The sequence below is a fragment of the Wolbachia endosymbiont of Armadillidium vulgare str. wVulC genome, from assembly GCF_001027565.1.
GTDB lineage: Bacteria > Pseudomonadota > Alphaproteobacteria > Rickettsiales > Anaplasmataceae > Wolbachia.
In genome coordinates this window covers 152,709-178,611 of record NZ_ALWU01000008.1, presented here as the reverse complement: position 1 = coordinate 178,611, position 25,903 = coordinate 152,709, and the positions used below count along the sequence as shown (strand labels likewise).

At 35.2% G+C, this 25,903-nt stretch carries 25 protein-coding genes, 1 tRNA gene and 5 pseudogenes; 16 read left to right on the top strand and 15 right to left on the bottom strand.

Going from position 1 to position 25,903, the window contains the following annotated elements; genetic code table 11:
• Positions 1 to 188 precede the first annotated feature (188 nt).
• Positions 189 to 1,256, bottom strand: a pseudogene (locus wVul_RS05475) (IS4 family transposase); the annotation flags it as partial.
• A gap of 142 nt (positions 1,257 to 1,398) precedes the next feature.
• Positions 1,399 to 2,476 (bottom strand): annotated as a pseudogene (locus wVul_RS10550) (IS3 family transposase).
• A gap of 43 nt (positions 2,477 to 2,519) precedes the next feature.
• Here wVul_RS10550 and wVul_RS10075 point away from each other — a divergent pair.
• From wVul_RS10075 to wVul_RS08880, 11 genes and pseudogenes are all read left to right on the top strand, one after another.
• A complete protein-coding gene (locus wVul_RS10075) occupies positions 2,520 to 2,651 on the top strand; it encodes a hypothetical protein (protein WP_255351219.1) in 132 nt (43 codons plus the stop codon).
• A gap of 460 nt (positions 2,652 to 3,111) precedes the next feature.
• Entirely contained in the window at positions 3,112 to 3,627 is a 516-nt protein-coding gene (locus wVul_RS05460; RefSeq protein WP_202966467.1) for a reverse transcriptase domain-containing protein, read from the top strand.
• Between the two features lie 262 nt (positions 3,628 to 3,889).
• Positions 3,890 to 4,027 carry a recombinase family protein gene (locus wVul_RS08910; RefSeq protein WP_153295389.1) on the top strand — a complete coding sequence of 46 codons (138 nt, stop codon included), beginning with the start codon at positions 3,890 to 3,892 and terminating at the stop codon, positions 4,025 to 4,027.
• Between the two features lie 17 nt (positions 4,028 to 4,044).
• Entirely contained in the window at positions 4,045 to 4,539 is a 495-nt protein-coding gene (locus tag wVul_RS08905; RefSeq protein ID WP_161794180.1) for a recombinase family protein, read from the top strand.
• On the top strand, positions 4,499 to 4,645 hold the full coding sequence (locus wVul_RS10315) for a recombinase family protein (RefSeq protein WP_153295385.1): 147 nt from the start codon (positions 4,499 to 4,501) through the stop codon (positions 4,643 to 4,645). The genes wVul_RS08905 and wVul_RS10315 overlap by 41 nt, the downstream gene beginning before the upstream one ends.
• A 61-nt stretch (positions 4,646 to 4,706) precedes the next feature.
• Positions 4,707 to 5,162 carry a recombinase zinc ribbon domain-containing protein gene (locus wVul_RS08895; RefSeq protein WP_161794179.1) on the top strand — a complete coding sequence of 152 codons (456 nt, stop codon included), beginning with the start codon at positions 4,707 to 4,709 and terminating at the stop codon, positions 5,160 to 5,162.
• On the top strand, positions 5,152 to 5,493 hold the full coding sequence (locus wVul_RS08890; protein WP_153295381.1) for a hypothetical protein: 342 nt from the start codon (positions 5,152 to 5,154) through the stop codon (positions 5,491 to 5,493). Before wVul_RS08895 ends, wVul_RS08890 begins: the two co-directional genes overlap by 11 nt.
• Before the next feature lie 218 nt (positions 5,494 to 5,711).
• Positions 5,712 to 6,143 carry a group II intron maturase-specific domain-containing protein gene (locus wVul_RS05450; protein WP_161794178.1) on the top strand — a complete coding sequence of 144 codons (432 nt, stop codon included), beginning with the start codon at positions 5,712 to 5,714 and terminating at the stop codon, positions 6,141 to 6,143.
• 14 nt (positions 6,144 to 6,157) lie between these two features.
• Positions 6,158 to 6,379, top strand: coding sequence for a hypothetical protein (locus wVul_RS05445; RefSeq protein WP_153295372.1), 222 nt, complete (start codon positions 6,158 to 6,160; stop codon positions 6,377 to 6,379).
• 77 nt (positions 6,380 to 6,456) lie between these two features.
• Positions 6,457 to 7,206, top strand: a complete 750-nt coding sequence (locus wVul_RS09895; protein WP_238580334.1) for a hypothetical protein — start codon at positions 6,457 to 6,459, stop codon at positions 7,204 to 7,206.
• A 79-nt stretch (positions 7,207 to 7,285) separates the two neighbouring features.
• Positions 7,286 to 8,378: pseudogene (locus tag wVul_RS08880) on the top strand (IS256 family transposase).
• A 35-nt stretch (positions 8,379 to 8,413) separates the two neighbouring features.
• On the opposite strand, the pseudogene wVul_RS05420 reads toward wVul_RS08880, so the two are convergent.
• The 3 genes and pseudogenes from wVul_RS05420 to wVul_RS09890 all read right to left on the bottom strand — a co-directional run.
• A pseudogene (locus wVul_RS05420) lies at positions 8,414 to 9,173 on the bottom strand (IS630 family transposase); the annotation flags it as partial.
• 91 nt (positions 9,174 to 9,264) lie between these two features.
• Positions 9,265 to 9,816 carry a DNA-3-methyladenine glycosylase gene (locus wVul_RS05415; RefSeq protein ID WP_047759499.1) on the bottom strand — a complete coding sequence of 184 codons (552 nt, stop codon included), beginning with the start codon at positions 9,814 to 9,816 and terminating at the stop codon, positions 9,265 to 9,267.
• A gap of 64 nt (positions 9,817 to 9,880) precedes the next feature.
• Positions 9,881 to 10,438, bottom strand: a complete 558-nt coding sequence (locus wVul_RS09890) for a hypothetical protein (protein ID WP_238580416.1) — start codon at positions 10,436 to 10,438, stop codon at positions 9,881 to 9,883.
• A gap of 595 nt (positions 10,439 to 11,033) precedes the next feature.
• Here wVul_RS09890 and mraY point away from each other — a divergent pair.
• Positions 11,034 to 12,013 (top strand): annotated as a pseudogene (gene mraY, locus wVul_RS05405) (phospho-N-acetylmuramoyl-pentapeptide-transferase).
• 5 nt (positions 12,014 to 12,018) lie between these two features.
• Complete coding sequence (locus tag wVul_RS05400) at positions 12,019 to 12,615, top strand: ribonuclease HII (protein ID WP_047759484.1); 597 nt, start codon at positions 12,019 to 12,021, stop codon at positions 12,613 to 12,615.
• On the opposite strand, the gene virB9 is transcribed toward wVul_RS05400, so the two are convergent.
• From virB9 to wVul_RS05385, 3 genes are all read right to left on the bottom strand, one after another.
• Positions 12,616 to 13,401: a P-type conjugative transfer protein VirB9 gene (virB9, locus tag wVul_RS05395; RefSeq protein WP_047759483.1), complete on the bottom strand. Its 786-nt coding sequence runs from the start codon at positions 13,399 to 13,401 to the stop codon at positions 12,616 to 12,618.
• A gap of 187 nt (positions 13,402 to 13,588) precedes the next feature.
• On the bottom strand, positions 13,589 to 14,044 hold the full coding sequence (mlaD, locus tag wVul_RS05390) for an outer membrane lipid asymmetry maintenance protein MlaD (RefSeq protein WP_047759482.1): 456 nt from the start codon (positions 14,042 to 14,044) through the stop codon (positions 13,589 to 13,591).
• Positions 14,045 to 14,046: 2 nt separating this feature from the next.
• Positions 14,047 to 14,352, bottom strand: a complete 306-nt coding sequence (locus wVul_RS05385) for an NADH-ubiquinone oxidoreductase subunit NDUFA12 family protein (protein ID WP_047759481.1) — start codon at positions 14,350 to 14,352, stop codon at positions 14,047 to 14,049.
• Between the two features lie 64 nt (positions 14,353 to 14,416).
• Here wVul_RS05385 and wVul_RS05380 point away from each other — a divergent pair, with 64 nt between their 5' ends.
• Together wVul_RS05380 and rodA are read left to right on the top strand one after the other, a co-directional pair.
• On the top strand, positions 14,417 to 15,865 hold the full coding sequence (locus wVul_RS05380) for a proton-conducting transporter transmembrane domain-containing protein (RefSeq protein ID WP_047759480.1): 1,449 nt from the start codon (positions 14,417 to 14,419) through the stop codon (positions 15,863 to 15,865).
• Positions 15,866 to 15,910: 45 nt separating this feature from the next.
• A complete protein-coding gene (gene rodA, locus wVul_RS05375) occupies positions 15,911 to 17,014 on the top strand; it encodes a rod shape-determining protein RodA (protein WP_047759479.1) in 1,104 nt (367 codons plus the stop codon).
• Between the two features lie 48 nt (positions 17,015 to 17,062).
• Here the strand turns inward: rodA and wVul_RS05370 are convergent, their stop codons facing one another.
• On the bottom strand, positions 17,063 to 18,304 hold the full coding sequence (locus wVul_RS05370) for an IscS subfamily cysteine desulfurase (protein WP_047759478.1): 1,242 nt from the start codon (positions 18,302 to 18,304) through the stop codon (positions 17,063 to 17,065).
• 173 nt (positions 18,305 to 18,477) lie between these two features.
• Positions 18,478 to 19,023 (bottom strand): ankyrin repeat domain-containing protein, encoded by a 546-nt coding sequence (locus tag wVul_RS05365; protein ID WP_153295609.1) that lies wholly within the window; start codon positions 19,021 to 19,023, stop codon positions 18,478 to 18,480.
• Positions 19,024 to 19,222: 199 nt separating this feature from the next.
• Here wVul_RS05365 and wVul_RS05360 point away from each other — a divergent pair, with 199 nt between their 5' ends.
• The gene (locus wVul_RS05360; RefSeq protein ID WP_047759358.1) at positions 19,223 to 20,236 is read left to right on the top strand and encodes an IS110 family RNA-guided transposase; all 1,014 of its coding nucleotides are present in this window, start codon (positions 19,223 to 19,225) and stop codon (positions 20,234 to 20,236) included.
• A gap of 163 nt (positions 20,237 to 20,399) precedes the next feature.
• On the opposite strand, the gene wVul_RS05355 is transcribed toward wVul_RS05360, so the two are convergent.
• The 5 genes from wVul_RS05355 to mnmE form a co-directional block, all read right to left on the bottom strand.
• On the bottom strand, positions 20,400 to 20,876 hold the full coding sequence (locus tag wVul_RS05355; RefSeq protein ID WP_153295607.1) for an ankyrin repeat domain-containing protein: 477 nt from the start codon (positions 20,874 to 20,876) through the stop codon (positions 20,400 to 20,402).
• Positions 20,877 to 20,985: 109 nt separating this feature from the next.
• A complete protein-coding gene (terL, locus tag wVul_RS05350) occupies positions 20,986 to 22,419 on the bottom strand; it encodes a phage terminase large subunit (protein WP_047759477.1) in 1,434 nt (477 codons plus the stop codon).
• Between the two features lie 642 nt (positions 22,420 to 23,061).
• On the bottom strand, positions 23,062 to 24,072 hold the full coding sequence (locus wVul_RS05345; protein WP_047759476.1) for an NAD(P)/FAD-dependent oxidoreductase: 1,011 nt from the start codon (positions 24,070 to 24,072) through the stop codon (positions 23,062 to 23,064).
• Between the two features lie 170 nt (positions 24,073 to 24,242).
• Positions 24,243 to 24,327 (bottom strand) — tRNA-Ser (locus wVul_RS05340).
• A gap of 47 nt (positions 24,328 to 24,374) precedes the next feature.
• Positions 24,375 to 25,703, bottom strand: coding sequence for a tRNA uridine-5-carboxymethylaminomethyl(34) synthesis GTPase MnmE (gene mnmE / locus wVul_RS05335; RefSeq protein WP_047759475.1), 1,329 nt, complete (start codon positions 25,701 to 25,703; stop codon positions 24,375 to 24,377).
• Positions 25,704 to 25,903 lie beyond the last annotated feature (200 nt).

The window sequence follows — 25,903 nt, the reverse complement described above, 5'->3', positions numbered from 1 at the left end:
TTACCTCACATAATACTTTTTCTAAAAACTTACAAGATCTCATTTTTATTCATTGTTTTGAAAATATCTGTTTAACATCGTAATAGATTAATAATAAAGTTAAAAGTATATTTGCTTACAGTACAATAAAAAAATTGTATTTTTATTCCTTTATTGGATTTTTCAACGTAGGGTCGAGAACCTTACTATTACCCATAAGTATAAAGTTCAGTAGCAAGCCTCCATCCTTCTGATAAATCAAAGAGACGTCTCCATCCTTTCCAAAGAGTAATGGGGCCTGGTTCTGGGTCATTTTTTCTGGCTAAGTGGCCTCCAAGCTGAGCAATCCATGAAACAACCTCTTTTATAGTAGGAGTTACATTTGGGCATTTGTGTATTTTCGCGTATAAAACTTTCCACTCTTCTTCAGCTAATAAAGTAGTGTTGGATTGGTTCTTGCAATTGTTGTAATAAAAAAAATTCTCCAAGCAATAACACTCATAACCGTTAAATACCTCATTAATCTTTCTGCTGTTTCAAGTCTACATTCTTCAACTTTAAGGCCAGATTTTAAAATTTTATGAAGTATCTCTATCTTCCATCTAAGACAATACCAACTAACCTTTTCAACTGCCTCATTAAAAGTATTAACAGGAAGATTCGTTAAAAGCATCCACTCTAGCGGACTTGCTTCAGGAGGACAGAACAACATAAACTGCATAAAGTGGTAGGTTATATAACTCTTTATACCTTATGTGCCTTTTAGGCGGATCCATCATAAACTTCCCAAACTTAACCTCTAAACATGCTGTTCTTTTTGGCTTATTATCTCTAACAGGGATTTCAATTTCTATTGTACCAATGCTAGAGAAGTCTTCAAAAAATTCCATAATTTTTGTTTATCGTTGGAAAATCTGGATTTTCTATTTATATCTCGATCTTTGGAAGCTCTTACTAAAACTGCTGAGTTAAGATTACGTGCAAGTTCAAAAAATTCATAAATATCTGCCTCTCTATCACATACAGTTATAGCTTCAGTTTTAGTTGAGTCTATAATGCTATCTGTTTTCTTTAGGCTTTCTAGCCACTTTATACTTTCTTTATCTTCAATATGTGCTCTTTTACGATTCCTCTCTTTTAGCTCTTTGGCTTCTTCAGAAACAGGTGGTCTCGAGTAAATTTTTTATTCCTAATGCCAAGCCTTCTGTACTAACAGCAAAAGCTGTATGCAGCATAACACCTTTACTACGTTTTCTTGAGATAATTCCCAACCCACTTGCCATTTTTATACCCTCAATATTTGCAAACTTTAATATTCTAATACTTTATTTATAAGTCCATTTATATTTGTGGGTAATAGTAAGGATTTAAATACTGACCTTACCCAGAAAAAGTAGAGAGGAAGTTAAGGCATTTTTATTATGAAAATGATGAATCAAATTTCTCAGGAATGCAATGTAGAATGTCTACGCTGTTTGTTATAAAAATTTCTATGTACTCAAATATAGCAGTTCTAGTTTGCTGAGCAGAGTGTTGCGAAGTATCATCAATAAGAAGCTCCCGTTTGAGTGAGCTTTTCAATAACAGAGTTGTCATAACAACAGCCTGTATGCTGGAAATGATGTTTTTTGTGTTCAGCAAAAACTGATAATTTTTAGAGGTAAACCTTGATCACTATGAAACAGTAGATCTTTGGCGGGTTTGCGTTTATTAACAGCCATAAATAAAGCATCTATAATTAATTGTTTATCCATTGAACTACTCATTAACTACCATACGTGAATATAAGTCAATTATTGCTGCCCAATATAGCCAGCCTTCTTTGGTTTTTATACAAGTAAACCCATACCTTATTGGGCTGGTCCGTAGTAAAATTTTGATCCAGGATATTTGGAGCTATAATCCTACTGTCTGTTTGCTGTTTTTTAGTTTTGAATCTTCTTCTAAGCTTAGCTTGTTTTTTGCATTACATCTTGCACTGTTTTGATGTTGCAATTTTTACCTAAAGCCTTTAGTTTAGGTGCCCCATATCTACAATTAGATGCTTGGTATATTTTTTGAATATCTGCTAGAAGCTGCTCCCTTGTTGCTGCTTTTCTTCTTACTAGTCCATAGTAGCCGCTAGCAGATACTTTCAAAATCCTGCATAACTCCTGTACTTTATAGTAGTTTCTATGCTTTTTGATAAATAAATCTTTGTAACTTGCAAAATATCCCAGGGCTTTTTTTGAAATGTCTCTTTCTCTAGTAACTCTTGTTAGTTCTTTCTTTAATTCAAACTTTTCTTTATCACATGGTGCCAACTTTCCCTTACCAGGAAATGCTTCTTCTATTGATCCTTTTTCGTTATATTTTCAGTCACTTAGTGTACTGTTATCTATTCCTAAATCTTTAGCTATTTTGCTTGCCCCGTTTCCTTTACCAACTTTATTGCCTCTAATTTAAATTCCACTGTGTACTTTTTTCTGTATAATAAGCCCTCATAATCATGTTTTATTTTACCTCAAAAATGGCTGTGTGCTGCAGCAACAAGCAGAATAATGTTTGTGAGAAGCTTTATTGAAGATGAAGGAAGGTCCTTCGAAATCGGTTTTCAGGAGCAGGTTTCAAACCACCTTAAGTGGCTCTATTTAAGAGATAGGGTCATAAGCGTTAAGGAAAAATCAGCGTAAGAGCTGGAAGGTGAGGATCAGAAAGGCGAACGTAAGTGAACCACTGATGAACGTGTCGAAATGGGAAGTGAACATCGAAAGGGGGAGTGAGTCGTTCTCCTCTTAATGAGCTTACAAGAAACCTGATTACTGTGTAGGTGGTGTTCGGCATAAAGGTAGCGCGAGTCTGATCTGGGCTTTAATAAGGAACTGCAGGAACCAGTCGATTTGATGAAAAGCGAGATAAGCAAGAGGCTAATCCTCAAGCTTTAGAGTAGCGATGCAAATCACTGGGGCGCGTAGTAGTGAAGAAGTGGTTGTAATGACCATGGAGCAAAGGGGTTGAACTAGTTGATTTTAGTAAATCATTCAACTTGAAGGAGGATGAAAATGATTGAAAGAACAAAGCCTTTTAACATACCAAAATCTCTAGTGTTTTTGGCTTATAAAAGAGTTAAAGAAAACAGAGGAGGAGCAGGTATTGATAATTGAAAAGTTTGATCAAGACTTAAGCAAGAACCTTTACAAGCTATGGAATAGGCTATCATCCGGTAGTTATTTTCCACCTGCAGTGAAGGCTTGTGATATAACTAAGGCAGATGGAGGGACAAGGACACTTGGAATACCAACTGTCTCGGATCGTATAGCACAGGAAGTTGTAAGAAGTGTTTTAGAACCAGAACTTGAGAAGGCATTTGATGAAGATTCATATGGTTATAGGCCAAATAAATCAGCATTAGATGCCATAGGACAAACCAGGAAGCGATACCAAAATTGGTTAATAGAGTTTGACATCAAGGGAATGTTTGACAACATAGACCACAATCTACTGATGAAAGCAGTCAGAAGACACACTACAAACAAATGGGTTATCTTATACATACAAAGATGGCTAAGTGCAGATATGCAACTTGAAGATGGAACAAAGATAAAGCGTCTCGGCGGAGTGCCGCAGGGAGGTGTAATTACCCCGCCAACAATGTTGCAAAAAACGTAAAATTAGAGAAAAGCATTTCTCGAAAACTTCTATGTCCAAAAACAAGAGTGCCATTTATTTATAGTGCCAACAATCAATTAACCATCAGTTTCAATGAATGATATGAACATATTATTTCAAGGAAAGTTCATGGGGAATAAGAGATTAGCTATACGGATTAGCTGTAGCTATGAAACTAACCAGTTGGCAGAAAAGTATTTGTTAGATGCTTATGAAAAAGCCGTGTCAAAGCAAGTAAGCCAAAAAAATTTAAAACATAAAAATGGGATTCAAGGAGGATCAAATGGTAACAGTGAGTTTATATGCAAGAGTTTCTTCAGGGAAACAAGCACAAGAAAATACAATAGCAAGTCAAGTTGCAGCTTTAGAGAAGCAAATTAGTACGGATGGGTACAAGTGAGTATAAATTTATTGACAATGGCTACAGTGTTAGTCCGTCCTGATCTAGAAAAATTACGTGATAAAGTAACAGAAGGTAAAATTGATAGATTCATTCACCTGATCGCTTATCTAGGAAATATGCATATCAAATTTGAAGAATTTGAGAAAGCAGGAGCAGAAACGGTTTTCTTAAATTATGAGATTAACAATAATCCAGAATCTCAGTTACTGTTACAAATGCAAGGTATGATAGCAGAATATGAACGAGCGAAAATTATGGAACGAAGTCGTCGCGGAAAGATTTACGCAGCTAATAAAGGTTGTGTAAGCGTAATGGGAGGAGCTCCTTATGGTTATCGTTATATAGATAAATATATGGGAGGAGGACAAGCTTTATTTGAAATAAACGAAGAAGAAGCTAATGTTGTTAGGAAAGTATTTTTGTGGGTAGGAAGAGAAAGTTGGGGAAGTGTGTCGTCGGCTAAACACTATGTCTATTATAACACGAACAGGAAAAAAGTGCTGGGATAGAAGTGTGATTTGGGGTATGTTAAAAAACCCTGCTTACAAAGGACAAGCAGCTTTTGGTAAAACAAAAGTAGGTACAACATATCAGACCACAGAAACATTCTTGTGAACAACCGAAAGATAATTACTCTACCTATTCTGTTGAAAAAGCAAACTGGATTTATGTTAAAGTGCCAAATATAGTGGACGAAGATGTATTTGATATAGCTCAAGAACAATTAGCTGAAAATAGAAAAATAGCAAGGACAAGAGAAAGAGGAGCAAAACATTCACTACAAGTATGTAAGCGTTGTCGTTATGCATATTACGGAAGTCCTGTAAGAAATAAGCGAGGAGAAAAAATTGATCATTATGCTTATTATCATTGTATAGGTAGAGATTCTTACCGTTTTGGTGGTAATAAAATTTGTGATAATAAACACATTCGTACAGATGCATTAGAAACAGCCGTGTGGGAAGAGGTTAAGCATTTATTGAAAAATCCAAATAGGGTTTTAGAAGAATACAGGCGTAGACTTTCAGAGCTTAAAAAATCATCATGGGATCAAAAAAGCGATTTACTAGAGAAACAAGAAAATAAATTAAAACGTGGTATTGCTAGACTTATTGATAGTTATGCTCAATAATCAAGAAGAATTTGAACCACGAATTAAAGCAATGAAACAAAGTTTAAAAACAATTGAAGAGGAGAAGAAAAGGATATTCGATCAAAAGAAATTAAAACAGGAATTAACTTTGGTTGTAACCAATTTAGAAGACTTTTCTTCCAATATTACATCAAACCTTGATAACGCAGGCTGGCTAACTAAACGTGATATTATTAGAACGTTAGTCAAGAGAATTGAAATTAACCTTGAGGACGTAAATGTGGTATTTCGTGTAAAAGAGCTACCAAACTCTCCTGGAAATAATCGAGAAGAAAAGAAAAATTTGCAACATTGTTGGCGGGGTAGTTAGTCCTATCTTAAGCAATCTATTCATGCACTACAGCTTTGATGCATGGATGAGAAGAGAATATCCAAGTGTAAAGTGGGCAAGATATGCTGATGATGGTGTTATACATTGTGTACCAAGCACAACTAATTTTAACTCAACTTGAACAGAGACTGAAGATTTGCAAATTGGAAGTAAAGCATACAAAGACCAAAATTATCTACTGTCAAGATGGAAAACGAATGGATAATCATGAGAATGTGTCATTTACATTTCTTGGATATGAATTTCGAAAAAGACTTGTACGAAATAGAAAAGATAGTAGTCTGTTTGTAAGTTTTACTCCAACTGTAAGTAAAGAAAGCCTGAACAAGATGAAGAAAGAAATTAGAAGCTGGAAATTTGCTAGAAGAACAAACTTGGAAATAGAAGATATATCACGAATATGTAATCCAATCCTGAGAGGGTGGTTTAACTATTACGGGAAGCATCATATAACTGCACTAGATAGCATAATAAGAATGTTTAATAGGAAACTCAGAAAGTGGTTGCAGACAAAGTACAAGAAGCTGAATAGGCATAAGACCAAAGCAGCTAAGTTACTAGAAAGAATCGCAAAGAGTAGACCAAATCTTTTTGTGCACTGGAAATTAAGTATAGGATTAGGGCAATGACTAGTGGGAGCCTTATGAGGCAAGAGTCTCGCGTAGGGTTCTGCGAGGGGCCAGGAGGGAAGTTCTCCTGGTCTACTCTCCTTGAGATTGTAGACGGTAGAATTGCGGGCAGTTGTCACGGCAATTCTGAATGTGATAGATGCGTAGAGGCGGTGAATAACTCTATAGTAGATAGAGAACTTTTCTTTTCTGCTTACAATGTGTCAGTGCCAGAAAGTACTGTTTATATTATATGAAAGTAGTGAAATATGTACATTGTTAGTACACACTTCATTTTATGTTTAATAAATTTATTTACTAATGGAGTCATTTTATGTTAAAAAGTACCTATTTTTATTCAAATCAAAAAAATACAAGTCGTGCATGTTCATTACCACCTGATACATGTTCTGTTAGTGACATGGTGAAAGTTAATTTGTTCACAAAGTTGGATGATTGTAAAGTCAATAAGAGTAAGTTGATTTATGATAAATGTGGTAAAGATCTTAAGTGTAAGATTGATGATAAGACTAAAAATGAACTGAAAGAAGATATTAAGAGTGAGCTAGAGAAAGGTCTTAAGTTTGAGATTGGTGATAAGACTGAGAATGAATTGAAAGAAAAGATAAAAAATGAGATAATGAAAGATCTTAAGTTTGAGATTGATGATGAAACTAAGGATGAATTAGAGAAAAAAATAAGCGAAGAAGTAAAAGCAAACATAAATTGTGACATATTAAAAAAGTGTAGCCTTGAAGAGCAAATTGATGAATGTGATCGAAGAGGATGTGAGAAGAGCAGACAAGATGGCGAATATATTGATATAGATAAAAAGTATACGATTCACATAAGAGAAGCGTTAAATAAATTTTACCCTAACTTAAGTCTAGAGATTATAAAAAAAATTGAGGAGGGAGTCTTGGAAGCAGTAAAAGATTTAGGGTATGGCGATATAGTGAACTCTTCGTTAAATTCCTGTAGAGAAGGCTGTGCAGAAAATCAGGGTGCTAGTATGAACTCAAGTCACTCAGTGCAGCATAGCAAGTCAAGTGGAAATAGGAGGAGTATAAGTGCTCCAGGTTAAAATAACAGGGGAGTGTTAAATAAACTGTGTCAAACCAAGAAATAAAAATATAATTGATATAAAAAAACGGAGGTTTGACATGAGTCAAGTAAATAAAACTACCGGTTTGGTAGATTATAAAGATGTCGTCTATACGAGAAGGAAGACCGCTAACAGGAAGAGATAACACCGTTTATAAAAAAGCTGCTTGAGGCAAGTCTGGAAGGTGAAATAGAACACCACTTGTCTGGTGAAAGCGAAGAAAATAATCGAAGAAATGGGAAAAACTTTACGTACAACTCATTTGAGTTGTTAACACCTAGAGACAGGGAAGGAAGCTTTGAACCCCAAATAGTTAGAAAAAGACAAACAACAGAACTTGAAGCAAAGGTCTTAAGCACATTTGCCAGTGGCATGGAGATATAGCGTCACATATTGAGGAAATTTACGATCACAAAATATCGGCGGCAGAGATATCAAGTATTACTGACAAACAGTAATCAACGAATGGCGTAGTCGTCCGCTGCAGTCTGTATATCCGATAGTTTTCATGGTTTTTTAAGGAGTTGTGTAAGTAAATGTATGTATAATATATTAGCAAAATGGCAGAAAAGAAGTTTTATTTAGCTGAAAGTGAAGTTCTGGTTGGGAGTACTAAATGATCTCAAAGAGAGAGGAGTGGAAGATATTCTAATTGCATGTGTAGATGGGCTAAAAAGCTTTCCTGCAGCAATAAACGGTGTGTTCCCTAATGCAGAATGTGTATAGTGCATCAGATACGTAACTCACTGAAGTATGTAGCTAGTAAAGAGTTTTTTGAGTGATTTAAAGAAAAGCTTCAAGTAAGGAAATTGCCGAGAATTATCTGTTGGAATTAGATGAAAAATGGGGCACAAAGTACCCTATAATCTTGGCAGAATAATTGGGAAAACCTATCTGGTTATTTTAAGTATTCCGACCCAGTTAGGAGGATAATCTATACTACTAATCCCATAGAGGGGCTACATAGGCAAATTAGGAAATTCACCAAAACCAAGGGCTCATTTACTAGCATAAATGCCTCGTATAAACAGGTATATTGTGCTATAAAGAAAGCGGAGGAGAAATGGACTATGCCTGTACATGATTGGGCATTGACTATATCTCAGCTCGACATTTTCTTTCCCAACAGATTGAAAATTGAGTTGAATTAAAAATGCAGTTTGACACAGTTTATTTAACACTCCCGCCAGCTTGCGTAATCCATTACAAGAAAGGCTTCTTTCGTGCCTAAATCTTTCGACATCTGCTCCAGAAATATATTCATACAATCAGTGTTTACGTATGGAGCAAGTAGGCTAATTTCCTCACCACTTCTTGGATTTACCACACTGTAGATATAGAAATTTTGTCTACCGATTTTCATTTTAACCTGCGTTCTGATCCCTTTTTTGAACCATTCGTGTCCGACTTTTGAATGAGTCCCAAATCGTGATTCATCAAAAAAATACCTCCTTTTTAGGGTGGGAATTAACTATTTTATTGCAGTATTTTTTAACTCTTCTTGCTTATTTTTATCTTGTTTATGGTGCATTGGCCTCGGTGTTATGTAAATCCTTTGTATCTCACGGTGCACTGTTGATTTGCCGATGTTTAGGCCAAATTCCTCTGAGATTTTTATTTGCACTTCCTTAATAGTAATATTTGGATTTTTTTCTACCCATATTTCAATTTGCTCACGTTGATTTTTGTTTAATTTGCTTTTTATTCGCCGCTGATATGGGGCAAGTAATTTTTCTGCTCTACTAAATTTTAGGTGCTTTATCCATTCAGTCAATGCAGCCCTTGAAATTTTACATATTCTTGCTACAGCGCTTATACTACTTTCTTTTCCTGCTATCACCGCTTGTAACTTTTTTGAAACATATGCGTTGTTTCTGACCTTTTTTAACATTTCTTTCACCAAATTTACAACTTTTTTTGTCTAATAGTTTTGACCTTAATGCCACTTTATACTTCCATATTCAACTATTTTTACTATAACCCCTTCATATATACTATCTATTTGTTGGTTATGCAAGAGGAATTGGTATTAGAAGTCTAATATTTATTGTCGAGTGTGATTTTAGGCATTTCTGCTAAAGCGCAACTTTTAAATCGCCAAAATTTCTCTTGGCCTTTACTAATTCCGATTCTTGGAGTGCACACATAATCCGGTTTGAAGTGAGATTCATAAACACAAAATTCGTGGCTTATAGTAAGGTCTTGTTTATTATGTTCTTTTGTAATGTTTAATCTTTTGCACAGTATGCCTGGCCCGCCTAAGTTTGCTTCAAGCGGTTCAATGATCTTTAATCCTCGTATTAACACTGCTGCTGGGAATCCTTCTGCTTCTGTTACAATATTTAGACAATAATACATTCCATATATAAAATATACGTACGAAAACCCCGGAGTACCAAACATTACTGAGGTTCGATTAGTATAGCCTCTTGCTGCGTGACAAGCTGGATCATCCATTCCTATATACGCTTCAACTTCAGTTATTATTCCGCTAAAATTAAAGAATTTTAGCGTTTTTCCTAGCAGCTCCCCAGCTACGGTTAAAGTTGGCCGGTCGTAGAAATTTCTCGGTAGTATCATGTTGTTCATCATAGAAGTATAAGTTGCTTACATTTGCAAACAACTTATACTATTTTTGCTTTTTCTTATTTATTTAGTCAAAAATACATCTCTGAGAAGTAGAAGTTGGTGTTGTTGTCACATCTTCCATATCTGTTGTAGGCTGTTGTAAAACTTTGACTGATTCAGAGCTTCTTTGTTGCAGCTGCGATGCTAACGCTTCATATAAAGATTTTGGCTCACGTTTCTTACCTATTTTGACTTCTTTATTTGCGCACAACTGCTCCGCAGTAACACCGTTGCCTTCAAGGAGAGTTACACCGTTCTCACCGTCAATGTTAACTTTAATTTTGCATTCTTTCCCATCAACATACCACTTTAAAGTCATTTCATATAACCCACTAATTATTTCATAAACTCTTTCCTCATCATCATTAATATAGCAACATGCCCCTCTCTTTTTTTCTTGATTAGGATGACAAAATGTAATTGTTCTTACATCATACTTTTCACATATACTACCGCTTAGAAGTTTAGCTATATCTACTCCTTCTTTATTGACCTGTAGCACAACTCTCACGGTAGGGTAAACAATATTATCTTCCCTTTTGCCTTCTTTTATCATTATGGACCCTATGGTATGATTTTTCATACCTTCAGATATCTCTGCCTTAATTTGGTCAGCAATTTTGCCTACAATCTCTTTACCATGATAGTGAAATTCTCCTTTCTTCGGAGAAAAAGGTTCTTTGTTTGTAGTATTAATGGAAGGATCATTCTGTAACTCAAAGAATTCATCCCATTCTTCATCGCTGTCTAATTTGATATATCCACGCTCGTTCTTGCCTGATGTTGATTTAGACGCACTCTGAGTACTAGACGATCCTTCTGTTAAAGTTGTAACAGAGCTATTGCTTTTACCCTTTAGAAGAATAAGATGCTCTTCTTGCTTTTTTCCTTACTCAACTTTAAAGCTATATCACCAAAGGAAGGTTCTTTTACTGTATGCGTGTGAGGATTTTTAACTCTATTCTCACTATAGGGTACTAAAATAGTTCCCAAAAGCTTTTTAAATAAGCTAAATCTAATATATATCACCTCTTACCATTAACTAAATATCAGTATGCAGACTTTGTCATAATTAATCAATAACTAATTTACCCTAAATTAAAATGAGCTGCTAAAAAGGTATAAATTGAGATTAGGTAAAGCTTTTGGTATAATATCTAGTCAATTTGGATAGGCAGGTGATCTTAGCTACAAAGACGTTTTTTACCTCATTTATTTTTGGGCTCATTCTTTTTCCTTATTTTATAAAACTTCTAAAAAAGATAAGTAAAGATGGACAACCAATCAGATCATGTGGACCAGAAAGCCATTTAATAACAAAAAAGAATATACCACCTATGGGTGGAATAATAATACTCACTTCTGCTTTATTACCAATCCTGCTTTGGAATCAATTAACACCAGAAGTTTTATTACTGATATTTATAACTCTATTTTTTGCTCTACTTGGATTTATTGATGACTATTTAAAATTGAAGACGAATCACCACAGAGGTTTAAGTGCAAAAACCAAAATACTCATTCAGTTTGTCGTCGTTCTGGTTGTTATGTCTATACTTAAACTACAATCTGCTGAAGATTTTACAAAAACTTCCCTATTTAAAGAAGTAATAATCGACTTTGGCTATCTATATGTTCCGTTTGCTGCATTTGTAATTGTCGGCTCTTCTAATGCCGTAAATCTCACAGATGGCCTAGATGGCCTTGCTGCAACTCAAGTCATCACTTCCTTTGCTTTTTTGGGGCTAATTGCATACATAACTCAAGCAGATGTAAATATTACTTTATTCTGCATCGCATTTATAGGAGCCATTTAGGTTTCTTGTGGTTTAACACACATCCAGCAAAAATATTTATGGGTGATGTTGGAAGCCTATCAATCGGTGCAGCTTTAGGGTTAACTAGTGTCCTAATTAAAAAAGAAATGCTTTTTGCTATTATTGGAATAATCTTTGTAATAGAGACTCTCTCTGTGATTATTCAGATATCATATTTTAAATATACAAAGTTTAAATATGGAGAAGGAAAAAGAGTTTTCCTTATGACACCAATACATCATCACTTTGAAAAGAAAGGGTGGTCAGAAAATACAATAATTATAAAATTTTGGATAATTTCTATTGTTTGTTCGATTTTTGCTTTAGCTTTCTTATTATAGGAATTATGAAATATCCAGATTTTACATTAGAAAATACATTATCAGGCATTATAGCAGGAGTAGATGAAGTTGGAAGAGGTCCGCTTGCTGGTCCAGTGGTATCTGCAGCTGTAGTGTTTATCGATAGAAATACAATTATTGATGGAATCAACGACTCGAAAAAATTGACTCCTAAGTGTAGGCAAGTCCTATATGAAAAAATAACATCTGTTGCAAAATTTGGTATAGGAATGGCAAGCGTAGAAGAAATAAACTCATACAATATCTTGCAAGCAACAAAGCTTTCAATGAAACGTGCACTGGTGAATTTGGATCTAGAATTAGATTATGTGCTAGTTGATGGTAATCAACCACCTGAAGTGAAATGGCAAGTAAAATCTATAGTGAATGGTGATAGTTTGAGTATATCAATTGCCGCTGCTTCAATCATTGCAAAAGTTACAAGAGATCGGCTTATGGAAGAGTTGCACAATAAACATCCCAAATATAACTGGTATAAAAATAAAGGATATGGAACAAAAGAGCACCTTAATGCTATTAGTCTTTATGGAATTACGAAACACCATAGAAAAAATTTTGCACCCATATCTCGGGCATTTTAATCATTTACCTTTTTTGAAAGGCATGCTTTCATTAAATAGGCAAACTGTACTTGATCCATTCCTTAAGGTAAATACTGAACTTACTCTTTCGATTATCAGATAGTCATCAACTGTACGGAAATTGATCAAAGACTCATACCCTGCAGAATCAACCATAAAAACTGCCGGGAGATCAGAGTTTATTTTATTAAATTGTAGATATGTAAATTTTCCGTCATCAAAAACCTTGATTGGTGTTATTGACTGACTGCCTTTAACATGCGAGATTGAATAGTTAAAATTTAAGCCCTTCTTTATAACTTCAATATCATTTATATCAGGAATAATGGTATGACTAGCTTGCTCTAGAATATTACCGTTACTCGTTGAATAAATCTCATCACTGTTGAATAGTGGATAAAGAAACCTTACTTCATATGCTAATCTTGGATCATCTAATCCAGTTGCTTCCTCAGCGTGAAACTCAAAGTAATAAACTCTTTTATTGGTAATTATAGTTGCATTAGTATCGGCAATATCGTCTATAGGCTTAATAAATAATCTATTACCTTGAGGAAGGAGTTGCCAACCAGTTGCATCACCCATTGAAAGATTTTGTATTACTTCCCCTGGTTCAAACAATATACTGGATTGATAACCATAAAAACCCGTATACTTATGTACAGCTTGTGGATTATAATTCATTACCTTTATGTGATTATCACCGGCTATTGAGCGTGGCTCCTGTTTTGCAAGTGCATCACCACCACAAAAGAACAACAGTACGGCAAACAGTAAACCAATCATAATATCAAAATAAATTAATCTTCATTTTACCATTGATAGACATGTACTGCAACCATTAAGCTATACTATAAAGCCCAATTATAGGTTAGTAAGGGGTAAAAAAAGCAAGAAATCAGGCAGACGCTTTGAATACTTTAGAACTACAGGAGGCTTCAACTGAACGGATAAACTTGGAATTCTGCCATTTTCACTTCGTAAACATACCAATAATTTTATCCATTATTCCTCCCATATTTGCTTCAGCTTGAGTATGCACTATCTTACCACCGTGTGAAATTAATTTGGGATCTGCGCCAGGTGTTATATTAACAAACTTACTGCCAACAACTCCACTGCTAGTGATTAGAGCTGAGCTATCAACTGGCAATTTTATATCTCTGCTTATGCACATATCGATTCGCGCTATGTAGGTAGCTTTATCAAGTGATACACCAGTTATGCTTCCAACACCTACGCCGGAAATTTTAACGCTATCGCCGACTCCTACACCGTTAGCATCAGTAAAAAGGCCATGTATTTTATAGCAATCCTTATAATTTTTCTTTATGTAAGATAGCTTGTCAATGGCAAAGAAGATAAGAAAAATAGTGAAAATTAATACAAATGACCCAGCAGTTATTTCAAGTATATTTGACCTTTGCATCTTCAGTTATTAGGATTCCAGCTTTCATAGTAGTTTTTCACCTTTTGGTTTGGGTAGTATGCATCTTTTGTACCCGTTAAATTAGGAATTTTTCTCTTTTTATTGTTAACTGGTACTGCATTATCGGTATAATGCAGCCATATATGCCATTCTGGAGAAATTGTTGTTGGCTCAGAAATATTTCCGTATGTCACCCATCTTTTTCCTTTACTTGATTCATAGTAAGAATTTCCGTTTTCGTCCCCCCCTATAAGTTTACCTTTTCTTCGTAATAGGTTTGTTACTGCATTATAAATTTTAGATAACATAAAGGTATTAAAACAAAAAGTATTATATATACTAATACTTTAACGATGTATTAACAACAGTTTAATGCAATTACCAATTCTACAAGTGATTATACCAATAATTGCGTCAATGTTTTGCTTTCTTGCCAAGAGGCACAAGATATCTTGGTTTATTTCTTTTACCGCAACAACAGCTACTTTTTTGATCTCATTGATGCTGCTCATAAAAACATACAATGGTGAAATTATAACTTATTACCTTGGAGATTGGGCTCCTCCGTATGGAATAGAGTTAAGAATCGACGTATTAAACTCCTTGATTCTAACTTTGGTGAATTTTATAGCATTAATTAGTGTGCTTTATAGCTTTCATATTAATGAAAAAGAGATTAGCGAAAACAAAATCACTGGTTTTTATTCTCTATTTTTACTGTGCTTAAGTGGACTACTTGGGATTTTAGTAACAAATGATATATTCAACCTTTATGTCTTTTTAGAAATTTCATCTCTTTCTTCCTATGTCCTAGTTTCAATGGGAAGGGATAAGAAAGCCCTAGTTGCAGCATTTGAATATCTAATTAGTGGTACTGTGGGAGCAACATTTTACTTGTTTGGCATCGGGCTTTTGTACTCCATGACAGGAACGCTCAACATGTCTGACATGGCTGAAAGGATAGTGCCATTATATGATAATAACATCATAAAACTTGGTACATTGTTCATTTTTGTTGGTCTCTCAATCAAGATGGCACTGTTTCCACTCAGCAAATGGCTGGTTAATGCTTACAGCGAAGCACCTAGTTTCATTAGCATATTCTTTTCAGGCACAGTGACAAAAGTGATGATATATGTTTTTATCAGAATCTTTTATACTGTTTTCCAGCAAAATTTTTTCTTACCACTAAGCGATGTGATGATCATTCTTGCGCTTTGTGCTATTGTATTTGGGTCAATATTTGCAATAATCGAAAAAGATATAAAAAGACTACTTGCTCATTCCAGTATCAGTCAGATTGGCTATATAATTTTAATGCTGGGTTTAAATTCAAAAGCAGGTTTATTTGCAGCAGTTTTTCATATAGTTAACCACAGTATGATAAAAACGTCTTTATTCATGATTGCAGGGTGTATTTCTTATAAGTTTGGTATGACAAAAATAGAAAATTTATCAGGACTAAAAAAGTCAATGCCTTATACAACACTTGCATTTACTCTACTTAGTTTGGCATTAATCGGTGTACCTTTGACAAATGGCTTTGTAAGTAAGTGGTATATGATGAAAGCAATTGTCGAATCTCATGCATGGGTCTCTCTGATGGTTTTTGCTGTTGGCTCTTTTTTTGCACTAGTATACATGTGGAAAATGGTTGAGAAAATGTATTTTGAAAACAGTACAGAATCAAACGTTGGAGTGACACTTAACGAGGTGCCATTCCTTATGCTCTTTTGCCCATTGTTTATGGCAACTTTAACGGTAATAACTGGGATATATAGCAATCTAATTCGATTAGTGATTGATAAATTTGCTTTTTGATTTTCTTATGTTTTATTATACCTCAAAGTCTGTAAAGTTTTCGCTGTGGATAAGCTAAAGAAGATTCACTTATTACTAGTCATTAACGTAATAGCTCTGTTTTGCGTTGGCATTGTTGTTCAATATTCTTCTGCTGGAGGAAAGTGGGCTCCATTTGCAATTCATCAATTGGTCATATTCTCTTTCTTTTTTTTGCTTGCTATAGCTATGTCATTTATAGAACTAGATTTTTATTTGAAGCGCGCTTATTTTTTTTATATAGCAACAGTAATTTTGTTATTAATAGTAAATTTTTTTGGTTCGCACATAATGGGTGCTACGAGGTGGATAAGAATTGGTTCAATTAGTTTGCAACCATCAGAATTTGCAAAAGTGGGCTTAATACTTGCACTTGCTTGTTATTTTAATAAACGAAGTGTGTATAAAATGATGGAATTTCAAAGCTTATTTAAGCCACTTATAATTATTTTCTTACCTGTATTCCTGGTGTTGAAGCAACCTAATTTAGGCACAGCTGTGATAATGTTGTTTATAGGAGCATCAATTATATTCACAGCAATAATGGAAAGATCTCATTTAATAATTTTTGGAACGCTTGGCATTTTTGCAATACCAGCTATTTGGCCTTTTTTGCGCCCTTATCACAAGCAAAGGATATTATCGTTTTTGGATTCATCAGTGGATCCACTTGGAATAGGTTATAATGCACAGCAATCTCAAATAACTATTGGTTCAGGAGGTTTGTTTGGTAAGGGCTTTGTTAACGGAAGTCAAACTCAACTTGGATTTTTGCCAGAAAAGCGTACAGATTTTGCTTTTGCAGTGCTGAGCGAAGAATGGGGTTTTTTAGGCAGCATGACTTTGATTTTACTCTATACCACATTGCTCGCTATAATATTCTCTATCGCTTACAGGTCAAAAAATTATTTTTCTAAGTTAACATCTATCGGGATTTTTGCCTTTTTTGGTGCTCATTTCTTTATAAACATTGGAATGACAATAGGCCTATTACCTATAATAGGTGACCCACTTCCATTTCTATCCTATGGCGGAAGCACAACTGCTGCGAGCTTAATATGTATAGGATTGCTACTTAGTTCCGTGGCATCTACAAAGGACTTAAAGCTAAGTTTCCGATTTCACCCATAGAAAGAGCTTAGACAACCATCACTCTGCTAATGGTTAACGTCTTATTCTTCAATGAGAATCCCATTTTACGGTGCTTAAATCTATTCCCTCTTGTACCATTTCCAAAAGTGGGCTCATCTCTCTTAGCCGTCCAACATTTTTAGTAACAAGATCTGCTGCATATAGAACTTCATCTTTAGTTGTAAATCGGCCAAGGCCAAATCTAATTGATGAATGCTCAAGATCGTGGCCATTGTTTAGTGATCTTATGACATAAGAAGGCTCAAGGGATGCAGATGTGCATGCAGAACCAGAGCTTACTGCTAAATCCTTGATTGCCATGATAAGAGACTCACCCTCAACATAAGGAAAACTTAAGTTAAGGTTACCTGGAATTCTATTTTCGTAGTCACCATTTAAAACAACATCAGGAAATGCTTCTTTTATTTTGTTGTACAAAATATCTCTCAGTTCTTCTAATTTGCTTGCTTCTGTTTCCATTTCTTCTTTAGCGATACGTGCCGCTTCACCAAAACCAACTGCGAGGGGAGTTGGAACTGTACCAGAGCGCATGCCTCTCTCCTGTCCACCACCACTAATTAGTGGTGTCAATCTAACTCGAGGATTTTTTCTACGAACATATAATGCACCTATTCCCATAGGTCCATAAATTTTATGGCTAGAAAGGCTCATAAGATCAATGTTCATTTCATTTACGTCTATTGGAACTTTTCCAAAGCTTTGAGCAGCGTCTGTATGAAAAAATATATTATACTTTCTACATATTGCGCCAATTTCTTTGACAGGTTGCATTACTCCGATTTCATTATTCGCCATCATCACTGAAATTAGAATTGTTTTATCAGTGATTGCCTCTTCAAGTTTCAACAAATCTATAATTCCGTTTTGCTTAACGGACAAATATGTAACTTTAAAGCCTTCATTTTCCAGATGTCGACAAGAATCTAAAACGCACTTATGCTCTGTGCAGACAGTTATTATATGATCTCCTTTATTTTTATAAAAGTGAGCAACGCCTTTGATTGCCATGTTATTTGACTCAGTTGCACCTGAGGTAAAGACGATTTCTTTGCTGTCTGCGCTCACCAAGTCAGCGATGTGCTTCCTTGCTCTTTCTACTGCGTCCTCAGCTGTCCAACCAAATGAATGGCTACGAGAGTGTGCATTACAAAACTCACCAAAATAAGGTATCATCACCTCTAAAATGCGGGGATCCACTTTAGTAGTAGATTGATAATCAAGAAATATTGGTAATTTTATTTTAGTGCTGTGTATTTTTTCCACATTCATAGTCAGATTCCAGCATAGAAGTTACAATATTTAATAGCACTAAAACTTAATTTTTTCAAGATATAATCTTGCCTAAACGAAAGTTGTCAGCGCTCTCTCCTACGTTATTCCAGTGCCCCTGTAAAATGTCATTCCCTATGATCAGTGTTTGACACTGGTAGGTCGAATACGCGCTAGGCAACCCTACTAGCGCTAGCAGCTTCTTGCTGTCCATTTGTTAAGATTGGTTTATCAACTTGAGTATCAGGCTTTAACATCATATATGTAGCACCACCAACTGCTAGTGCTATAACTGCAACCACTGCTATAGCTATAGGTATCGCAATTGTCCCAGTTGCGAAAAGCACCGCTGCTATAGCAGCAACTAATAATGCAGTTTCTACAGCGGCAGCAACCCCTCTATTAAATGCTTTCACAAAAGAACGTCCTCCTGCCTTTAATAGAACTTCTACGTTTTGACCCTTAGCATAATCTAAAGGAGTCATTCCATGTGTATTTACTGCATTAACATTTGCTCCTTTTTCGAGTAAAACCTCTACTGTCTCTTTGCGACAATAAGAAACAGCATAATGTAAAGGAGTTCCATATAAATGTTGCACATCAACATTTGCTCCTGCTTGGATTAAAAACTCTACTATCTCTTTATGATCTTTATGAACAGCATTGTGTAATGGGGTAAACCCATATTCATTCCTTGTATCTTGAAAAAAGCATCTGATGTTTTAAGCTTAAGCATTAGGTGGAGAAGGGAAAAATTCTGCGTTCATTCCTAGATATAAAATCTGCATGAAAGATTAAGAGTTCCCTTCTCAAAAGTAGAGGCTGGACGGTATCGTAGAAAAACCTAAATGGTTCTAATTCTGTATTCACAAGGTAAGCCTTACTTTTCATTTTAAATGGTAACGTATGGGGTTATATATGATCAACAACTTTTTAGGTATAGACATTTCAAAAGAACACTTTGATGTTTCTCTCTCATTCATAAGTAAAAAAGGAAGACGTGAAGCAAGGAAAAGAAAATTTAAAAACGATGATATTGGGTTTCAAGGTCTGCTGAGCTTTTTACAAAAACATAATGTAGAAGAAGTAAAAGCCTGTATGGAATTCACTGGTTGTTATGGCGAAGCTTTGGCTGAATTCCTTCACAACGCTGGATATTTTGTTAGTGTTGTGAACCCAGCTTGCATAAGCTTTTATGCAAAAAGTAAGCTTGCACGGCAGAAGAATGACCAGTCTGATGCAGAAATTATTGCAGATTATTGTCAGAGACAGGAACCTTCTCGTTGGACACCACCTTCCCCTGAAAAGAAAAAACTAAAACATCTTTATCGTTGCTCAGATGCGTTAAAGAATGAGCTAGCATTAGTAAACAATCATTTAGAAAAGAAAGAGAGACTGCCTGAAGAAGTTGTAAATGTTTGGGAAAACCTTGCAACGAGTATAGAGCAATCAATAGAAACAATAAAAAACTCCATACGTGAACTATTAAAACAACACAAAGAATTGTTGGAAGATTTTCAACTCTTATTAACTATTCCAGGAATAGGAGAGGAATCAGCAATAGCTATTTTAGCTGAAATTCCTGATATAAAGGCTTTCATAAATGCAAGGCAATTGGCAGCATATGCAGGAACCATACCAAAAAATATAACATCAGGTTCATCTGTGCATGCCAAGACTAGATTGAGTAAATCAGGTTCACGAACATTACGTAAGGCGATGTATTTTCCTGCTATAGTAGCTAAGAATCACAACCCTATCATTATGACTTTTTGCGAGAGGTTAAAAGAGAAAGGCAAACATAATATGGCTGTTGTGGGAGCTTCAATGCGTAAGTTACTTCATATTGTTTTTGGTGTTTTAAGTTCAAGAAAAGCTTTTGATCCAGATCATATCAAAAACTACAGGGCTATGAGGTTGATTGAAGCTTAAAGTCCAAAAATTCTTCCAATATATCTTATGTAAAACAGTACCTTACACAAATTTATTGAATATTGTTGGTTAGTGTATATGTTGATAAGTAAATTTCTGCTGTTGTGTACGTATAAAATTAATTTACTTATCAACATATACACTAACTATAATCTGCGTACCACTACACGAAATATAGATTGGAAGAATTTTTGGATTTTATGATACAGCTTGGACAATTTTTATAATTTTTTTGTTGACTCGCAAGACGGTATCTTTCATCAACTTTAATTCCTTCGATCTTTAATAAAGCTTCTACTGTTCCTATATGGCCATGTTTAGCTGCTAAATTTAATACAGGAGTCCAACCTTTTCCACTCTTATCTCTAATGTTTGCTCTTGATGCTATTAGAGCGTCTAATATATCTGTATAGCCTGCCTCAGCAGCTATCCTTGATAACGTAAACTTTAAGTATTTAGGATGATCTGAGGCAAATTCATGATTTACATCAAATTTATTATCAATCCACTCTTTATGTAGATCTTGATCCTCTTTCTCTAGTTCTTCTTCTATTTTCTCAATTATATTATCTTTATCTAAATCTCTCTTATCGTTAATGATACTCAGTACTTTTTTCAGTGTTTCATATCCTTTTGCCATAACTTTATCCTTAAACTAGAATAAAATATCCAACTATTACATATTATACTAGAAAGTAAATATTTATTTTAAATGAGCTTATAATCGAAATTGTGGGTAGCAAATTGAATCACAATGTTCGTATAGCTGCAACTCGCGAGCTACTATCTCTCATCCACTGGAGGTATTGCACAGTGCTGTCGACTTGATCGTCGTGGCGAGTTTCTGGAAACATTAAAAATTCATACTCAAAATCGCTGAGCCATATTGCTTGATGCGGCAGAAAAACCTTGCCAGATTCTATTATCGGAACAATCTGGTGGAATCGAGCGAGTTTACTGTTATGCGGCACTATCTCGATAACAGGTATTGCCTTTAGCTCTTGAATCAATTGTTGACCGCTTGTTTTTGCTTCAATTAAAATTGCGTGTGGCTTCCACTTTGCAGCTAGTGATAGAACTTGTTCTTTAAGTTTTGGATACTCAACCTTTGCACGGTACACATTGAGTAAATAAAACTTATTATCCACCTTTGTCCAGGTGGTGCAGACACTAAAGCCACTAGAATCGTTTATTGAAACTGCAGTGTCCCAGCTCTGAGTTATATGTGAGAGATTGTCAGGAAAATTTCTATAGCGTTTCAACCATTCTTGCTTAATTATACCACTTGAAAGCGGCAGAGGATTTTGTTGATATTGGGCAGCAAAAGCGTAACTCCCAAGTTCAGCCTTCATCATTTCAATTTCTCCTACATCGAGGGGATATAACAGCTGACCTTCCTTTTTTAAGTATAAAATCCTTGAAGATGTAGCGCCTGTTGAGCTTTTGCACTCATTTGTAGTTACTTGAATAATAGGAACAGGAGAAGGGAGAATTGATCTTTTGATTGAATAGATAATTTCCTTATTTTCAGAAATCATTGGTAAACAAACATGATGCCATATATTTTTCGGTTTGGAGAGAAGATGCCCGGTTAAATCCTCCTGATGTAGTCTGTGCATTACAACAACGATAACTCCTTTTTTCCTGTCATTGAGCCTGGTTATTAGAGTCTGATCGAACCAGTTTGTGGCACGTTTTCTAAACGTTCCACTCAAAGCTTGAGAGGAACTCAGTGGATCATCCACGACGATAAAATCACCACCTTCACCAGTCAGTGTTCCACCAACAGATGTTGCAATCCTGCATCCTCTCTGCACTGTTTGAAATTTGTATTTAGTGTTTTGGTCTTTGCATAGTTCTACCTCTGGAAATAGCGCTCTATACCAACTAGACTGCATTACGCACCTGGTGTCGAGTGAATGCTTTTCGCTAAGCCGCTGAGAATAGCTTGCAACTATTATTCTTGCAGTTGGCTGATTCCCTAGTATCCATGCGGGCCATGCAACACTCACGCACATAGACTTCATCGAGCGCGGAGGCATATTGAATATTATTCGCTTCACTTCACCAGTGCCTGCTGCTTCAAGCCTGTCTGCTATAATTTTTATATACTGATAATTGTTATACTCACACCCTGGCATTACCGTTTGAAAGCATAGTTCAATAAATTTTAAAAAGTTCATATTAGTCTCCTATAGTGTTACTGAAATCTACTTTACGGTGGTGTCAGCTTCTTTGTTGTCATCCCAGTGCTTGACACTGGGATCCAGGAAATTTGATTGGATATTAAGTTTATGAGCATAGAAGCAGCTAATTTTATGTTAAAACACAACATTTTTGATGAGGCTGTATTAAGAGATGGATCCCAGTGTCAAGCACTGGGATGACACCTTTGCTATGCAATTTACCTTCAAAAATGAATGCTCGTACAGCTGTGTGTCAGCTACTTACATAACATCTCTCTAAAATTACTTTAGCTACAAATATTAAAAAATTTACCAAGCGAAAAAAAGGCAAAAGAACCCCCGTGTAACGAGTTTTGACCCTATAATAATGTAAATTGGCATTGTAATAATGTGCTAACGCTTAAAATAAGCGCGTTTTGGCTGAATGTAGAAAAAATAAAAAAGACATGCAGCCGCTATAATTTTATGTAATTTGCCAATAAATATCTGAGTTTTTTACTGAATTTTGTCGTTGAGCCCAAAAACAAGGATAAATACTCTTATTGTCATGATAAGGAGACTGATGAGGTTTGTAAAGTAATCTTTTTCGTTTGTATTCCCTTATGCTTGAGGTAACTGCATGCAGGTTCATGGATGTCCTTACTCTTTATTTCCATGAATTCCCTTTGAAGTTGAATATTGAAAGTTAACTGGAGAGTTGTGAATTACTTTGTATATGTCATAACAAGCCATTGCGCCCTCAGCAAAACCATTTAGTATCAACTTGAGTTTGCCTGAATAAGTAGCTATATCTCCGATTGCATATATCCTATCTCTACTGGTTCTAAGTGTAGCTGGGTCGACAACTATGCGGCTATGTTCTAACTGTATACCCCAATTGTTTATTGGACCAAGATTCATTGATAATCCAAAAAATGGCAGCAAAAAATCAGCGGATATTTCTTTTTCTTCCTTAGAGGCAATGTTTTTTACTATCACTGCGATCAACTGCCCGTCATTTCCGGCTAGTTCATGTAATTGATATGGCACTACAAGTTCTATTTTTCCATCAATTTCAAGTGTTTCTAATTTATTTCTAGTTTCAGGAGTGCAGCGAAATTCTTTTCTTCGATGTATCACATAAATTTTCTTTGCAACTCTAGAGAGTTCTACAGTCCAATCAGCTGCAGAATCACCCCCCCCTGCAATGACTATAGTTTTGTCCTGAAAATCAGAAATTTTATTTACACTGTAAAATACAGATTTATTTTCATATTCTAATATACTACTTAAGGGTGGACGGTTAGGTTCAAACATTCCGTTACCTGCAGCAACAATAACAACCTTACATTTTACCTCTGTGCCTGTATTAGTTATGATAATAAAGCTTTGATTGCAGTTATTCGAAATCTTTTCTACTTTTTGATTTAAATGGTAAATAGGCTTAAATTGTGAAGCCTGCTTCATTAATTGTTCGATTAATTTTTGAGCAGTAATTACAGGGTAACCAGGTATATCGTATATTGGCTTTTCTGGGTAAAGAGCAGTACATTGCCCCCCTGCTTGATCCAAAATATCAATTATATGACATTTCATATTAAGCATTCCTGCCTGAAAAGCAGTGAATATTCCAACAGGTCCTGCACCTATTATTACTATATCAGTTTCCATATTCAGATGGTAATCTATTTATAGATATTAGCTTTCTTCGCTAATAAGGTCAATTTACAAAGGGATGTATTTTAAAAAGACGTAGCTAGATTAGATAAGATTTACAGCGCTACGAACCATCTAAATAAGCTCTAAAAATTAACTAACATCGTGAGTCTGAGAAGTAAGTGCGGACGGAATGGGATTCGAACCCATGGTACGTTTCCGTACGTCAGTTTTCAAGACTGGTGCCTTAAACCGCTCGGCCATCCGTCCACCTCTTTTCTACCACAATATTTAATTTCAAGCAATCTATAAAAATCTTACTTACCTATACAAAAACTGCTAAACACACTATCCAATATTTCCTCAACATTAATAACCCCAATTACTGCACCAAGTTCAAATGCAGCAAGCCTCAAATCTTCAGATATCAACTCAATTGGATTATCGATATTAAAACGTTGTAAATGTTCTAGCGCCTTCTGCATGTGACCCCTATGTCTTTGCCGAGTAATTACAGGAGTGTCTCTATCATGCCCAAATTTTTCCTCTGCCTTCTCTTTTATAAGAGAGATCAATTTGTTTGTACCTATTCCCTTTAGAATAGAAATAGGTAGAAAATCTACACCGCCAATCAGTGTATTTCTCTCATTAATTGCATCGTCAGCTTTACTCAATACATAAATAGTATCGCTATTTACAACGTTGCAATTGACATTATAACGTTGTTCAAAAGGAAACAGTTCTATTCTTAAATCAGCTTCAAAAGACCTCTTTTTTGCTCGACTTATGCCTTCTGATTCTATTGGATCTGAACTTTCACGAATTCCAGCAGTATCAGATAGAATGATTGGGTATCCGCCAATGTCAATATGAGCTTCAAGCACATCCCTTGTTGTGCCTGCATATTCAGAAATAATAGCAATATCACGTTTGGCCAAGAAATTAAACAGCGTTGATTTACCAACATTTGGTTCACCAGTTATTACAACGTGTAAACCCTCACGCAACCTTTCGCCCCGTCTATTATCATTTAAATGCTCTTGTATCAACTGCATGAGAGATTGCACTTCATTATTAATTTTTTCCAATTCACTTTTTTCTGCCCAAATGTCCTCTGGAAAGTCTATATATGCTTCGATTTTGGATTGTATCGTTATTAATCTTTGCCTCCAATTGCTGTATAGTCTCTCCAATTCTCCTGATATCTGCTTAATCGCTTGTTTAGCTTGCATTTTCGTCTCAGCATTAATTAAGTCTGCAATCCCTTCTATTTGCGTTAAATCAAATTTACCATTTAGAAAAGCCCTAAGTGAGAATTCTCCTGGTCTGGCCATAGCAAAAATTTTCGATAATTCCTCCAAGATGATTTTTATGACTGCCTTGCTTCCATGTACTTGTAACTCTATAACGTCCTCGCCAGTGAAACTGTTTGGAGCAGGGAAATAGATGATTATTCCATTATCTATCAATTGATTGGAATCATCATATAGATCAACTAAAGTAGCAAGCCTTGGTTTAATTTCTTTCTTAATATGAAAATGATTTAAAGCTTTAAGCGCGTATTCGCCTGAAATTCTAATTACTGCAACTCCTGACTTACCCAATACGGTCGATAAAGCGAAAATAGTTTCATTTGTGTTTGTCATTATTCATATAAACTACTTAGCAATTTAAGAAACCAAAATACCTAATTTGAAAATATTCAAAATTTTTATCTATCTTGCTAGTTTATAGTAATATCATATTAATAAATACATTATATAAAAAACTGTAAAGGTCACTCAGATGAAAATATTTATTTTGAAAACTGATAATATGAATTATAATTATAAATGCAGCTTTTAAA

Bases quoted from the DNA above. Each gene is read 5' to 3' on its own strand.
- wVul_RS10075 (WP_255351219.1), top strand. From the start codon at position 2,520: ATGTTTGTGAGAAGCTTTATTGAAGATGAAGGAAGGTCCTTCGAAATC.
- wVul_RS08910 (WP_153295389.1), top strand. From the start codon at position 3,890: ATGGGATTCAAGGAGGATCAAATGGTAACAGTGAGTTTATATGCAAGA.
- wVul_RS08905 (WP_161794180.1), top strand. From the start codon at position 4,045: ATGGCTACAGTGTTAGTCCGTCCTGATCTAGAAAAATTACGTGATAAA.
- wVul_RS10315 (WP_153295385.1), top strand. From the start codon at position 4,499: ATGTCTATTATAACACGAACAGGAAAAAAGTGCTGGGATAGAAGTGTG.
- wVul_RS08890 (WP_153295381.1), top strand. From the start codon at position 5,152: ATGCTCAATAATCAAGAAGAATTTGAACCACGAATTAAAGCAATGAAA.
- wVul_RS05450 (WP_161794178.1), top strand. From the start codon at position 5,712: ATGGATAATCATGAGAATGTGTCATTTACATTTCTTGGATATGAATTT.
- wVul_RS05445 (WP_153295372.1), top strand. From the start codon at position 6,158: ATGAGGCAAGAGTCTCGCGTAGGGTTCTGCGAGGGGCCAGGAGGGAAG.
- wVul_RS09895 (WP_238580334.1), top strand. From the start codon at position 6,457: ATGTTAAAAAGTACCTATTTTTATTCAAATCAAAAAAATACAAGTCGT.
- wVul_RS05415 (WP_047759499.1), bottom strand. From the start codon at position 9,816: ATGAACAACATGATACTACCGAGAAATTTCTACGACCGGCCAACTTTA.
- wVul_RS09890 (WP_238580416.1), bottom strand. From the start codon at position 10,438: ATGAAAAATCATACCATAGGGTCCATAATGATAAAAGAAGGCAAAAGG.
- wVul_RS05400 (WP_047759484.1), top strand. From the start codon at position 12,019: ATGAAATATCCAGATTTTACATTAGAAAATACATTATCAGGCATTATA.
- virB9 (WP_047759483.1), bottom strand. From the start codon at position 13,401: ATGATTGGTTTACTGTTTGCCGTACTGTTGTTCTTTTGTGGTGGTGAT.
- mlaD (WP_047759482.1), bottom strand. From the start codon at position 14,044: ATGCAAAGGTCAAATATACTTGAAATAACTGCTGGGTCATTTGTATTA.
- wVul_RS05385 (WP_047759481.1), bottom strand. From the start codon at position 14,352: ATGTTATCTAAAATTTATAATGCAGTAACAAACCTATTACGAAGAAAA.
- wVul_RS05380 (WP_047759480.1), top strand. From the start codon at position 14,417: ATGCAATTACCAATTCTACAAGTGATTATACCAATAATTGCGTCAATG.
- wVul_RS05370 (WP_047759478.1), bottom strand. From the start codon at position 18,304: ATGAATGTGGAAAAAATACACAGCACTAAAATAAAATTACCAATATTT.
- wVul_RS05360 (WP_047759358.1), top strand. From the start codon at position 19,223: ATGATCAACAACTTTTTAGGTATAGACATTTCAAAAGAACACTTTGAT.
- wVul_RS05355 (WP_153295607.1), bottom strand. From the start codon at position 20,876: ATGGCAAAAGGATATGAAACACTGAAAAAAGTACTGAGTATCATTAAC.
- terL (WP_047759477.1), bottom strand. From the start codon at position 22,419: ATGAACTTTTTAAAATTTATTGAACTATGCTTTCAAACGGTAATGCCA.
- wVul_RS05345 (WP_047759476.1), bottom strand. From the start codon at position 24,072: ATGGAAACTGATATAGTAATAATAGGTGCAGGACCTGTTGGAATATTC.
- mnmE (WP_047759475.1), bottom strand. From the start codon at position 25,703: ATGACAAACACAAATGAAACTATTTTCGCTTTATCGACCGTATTGGGT.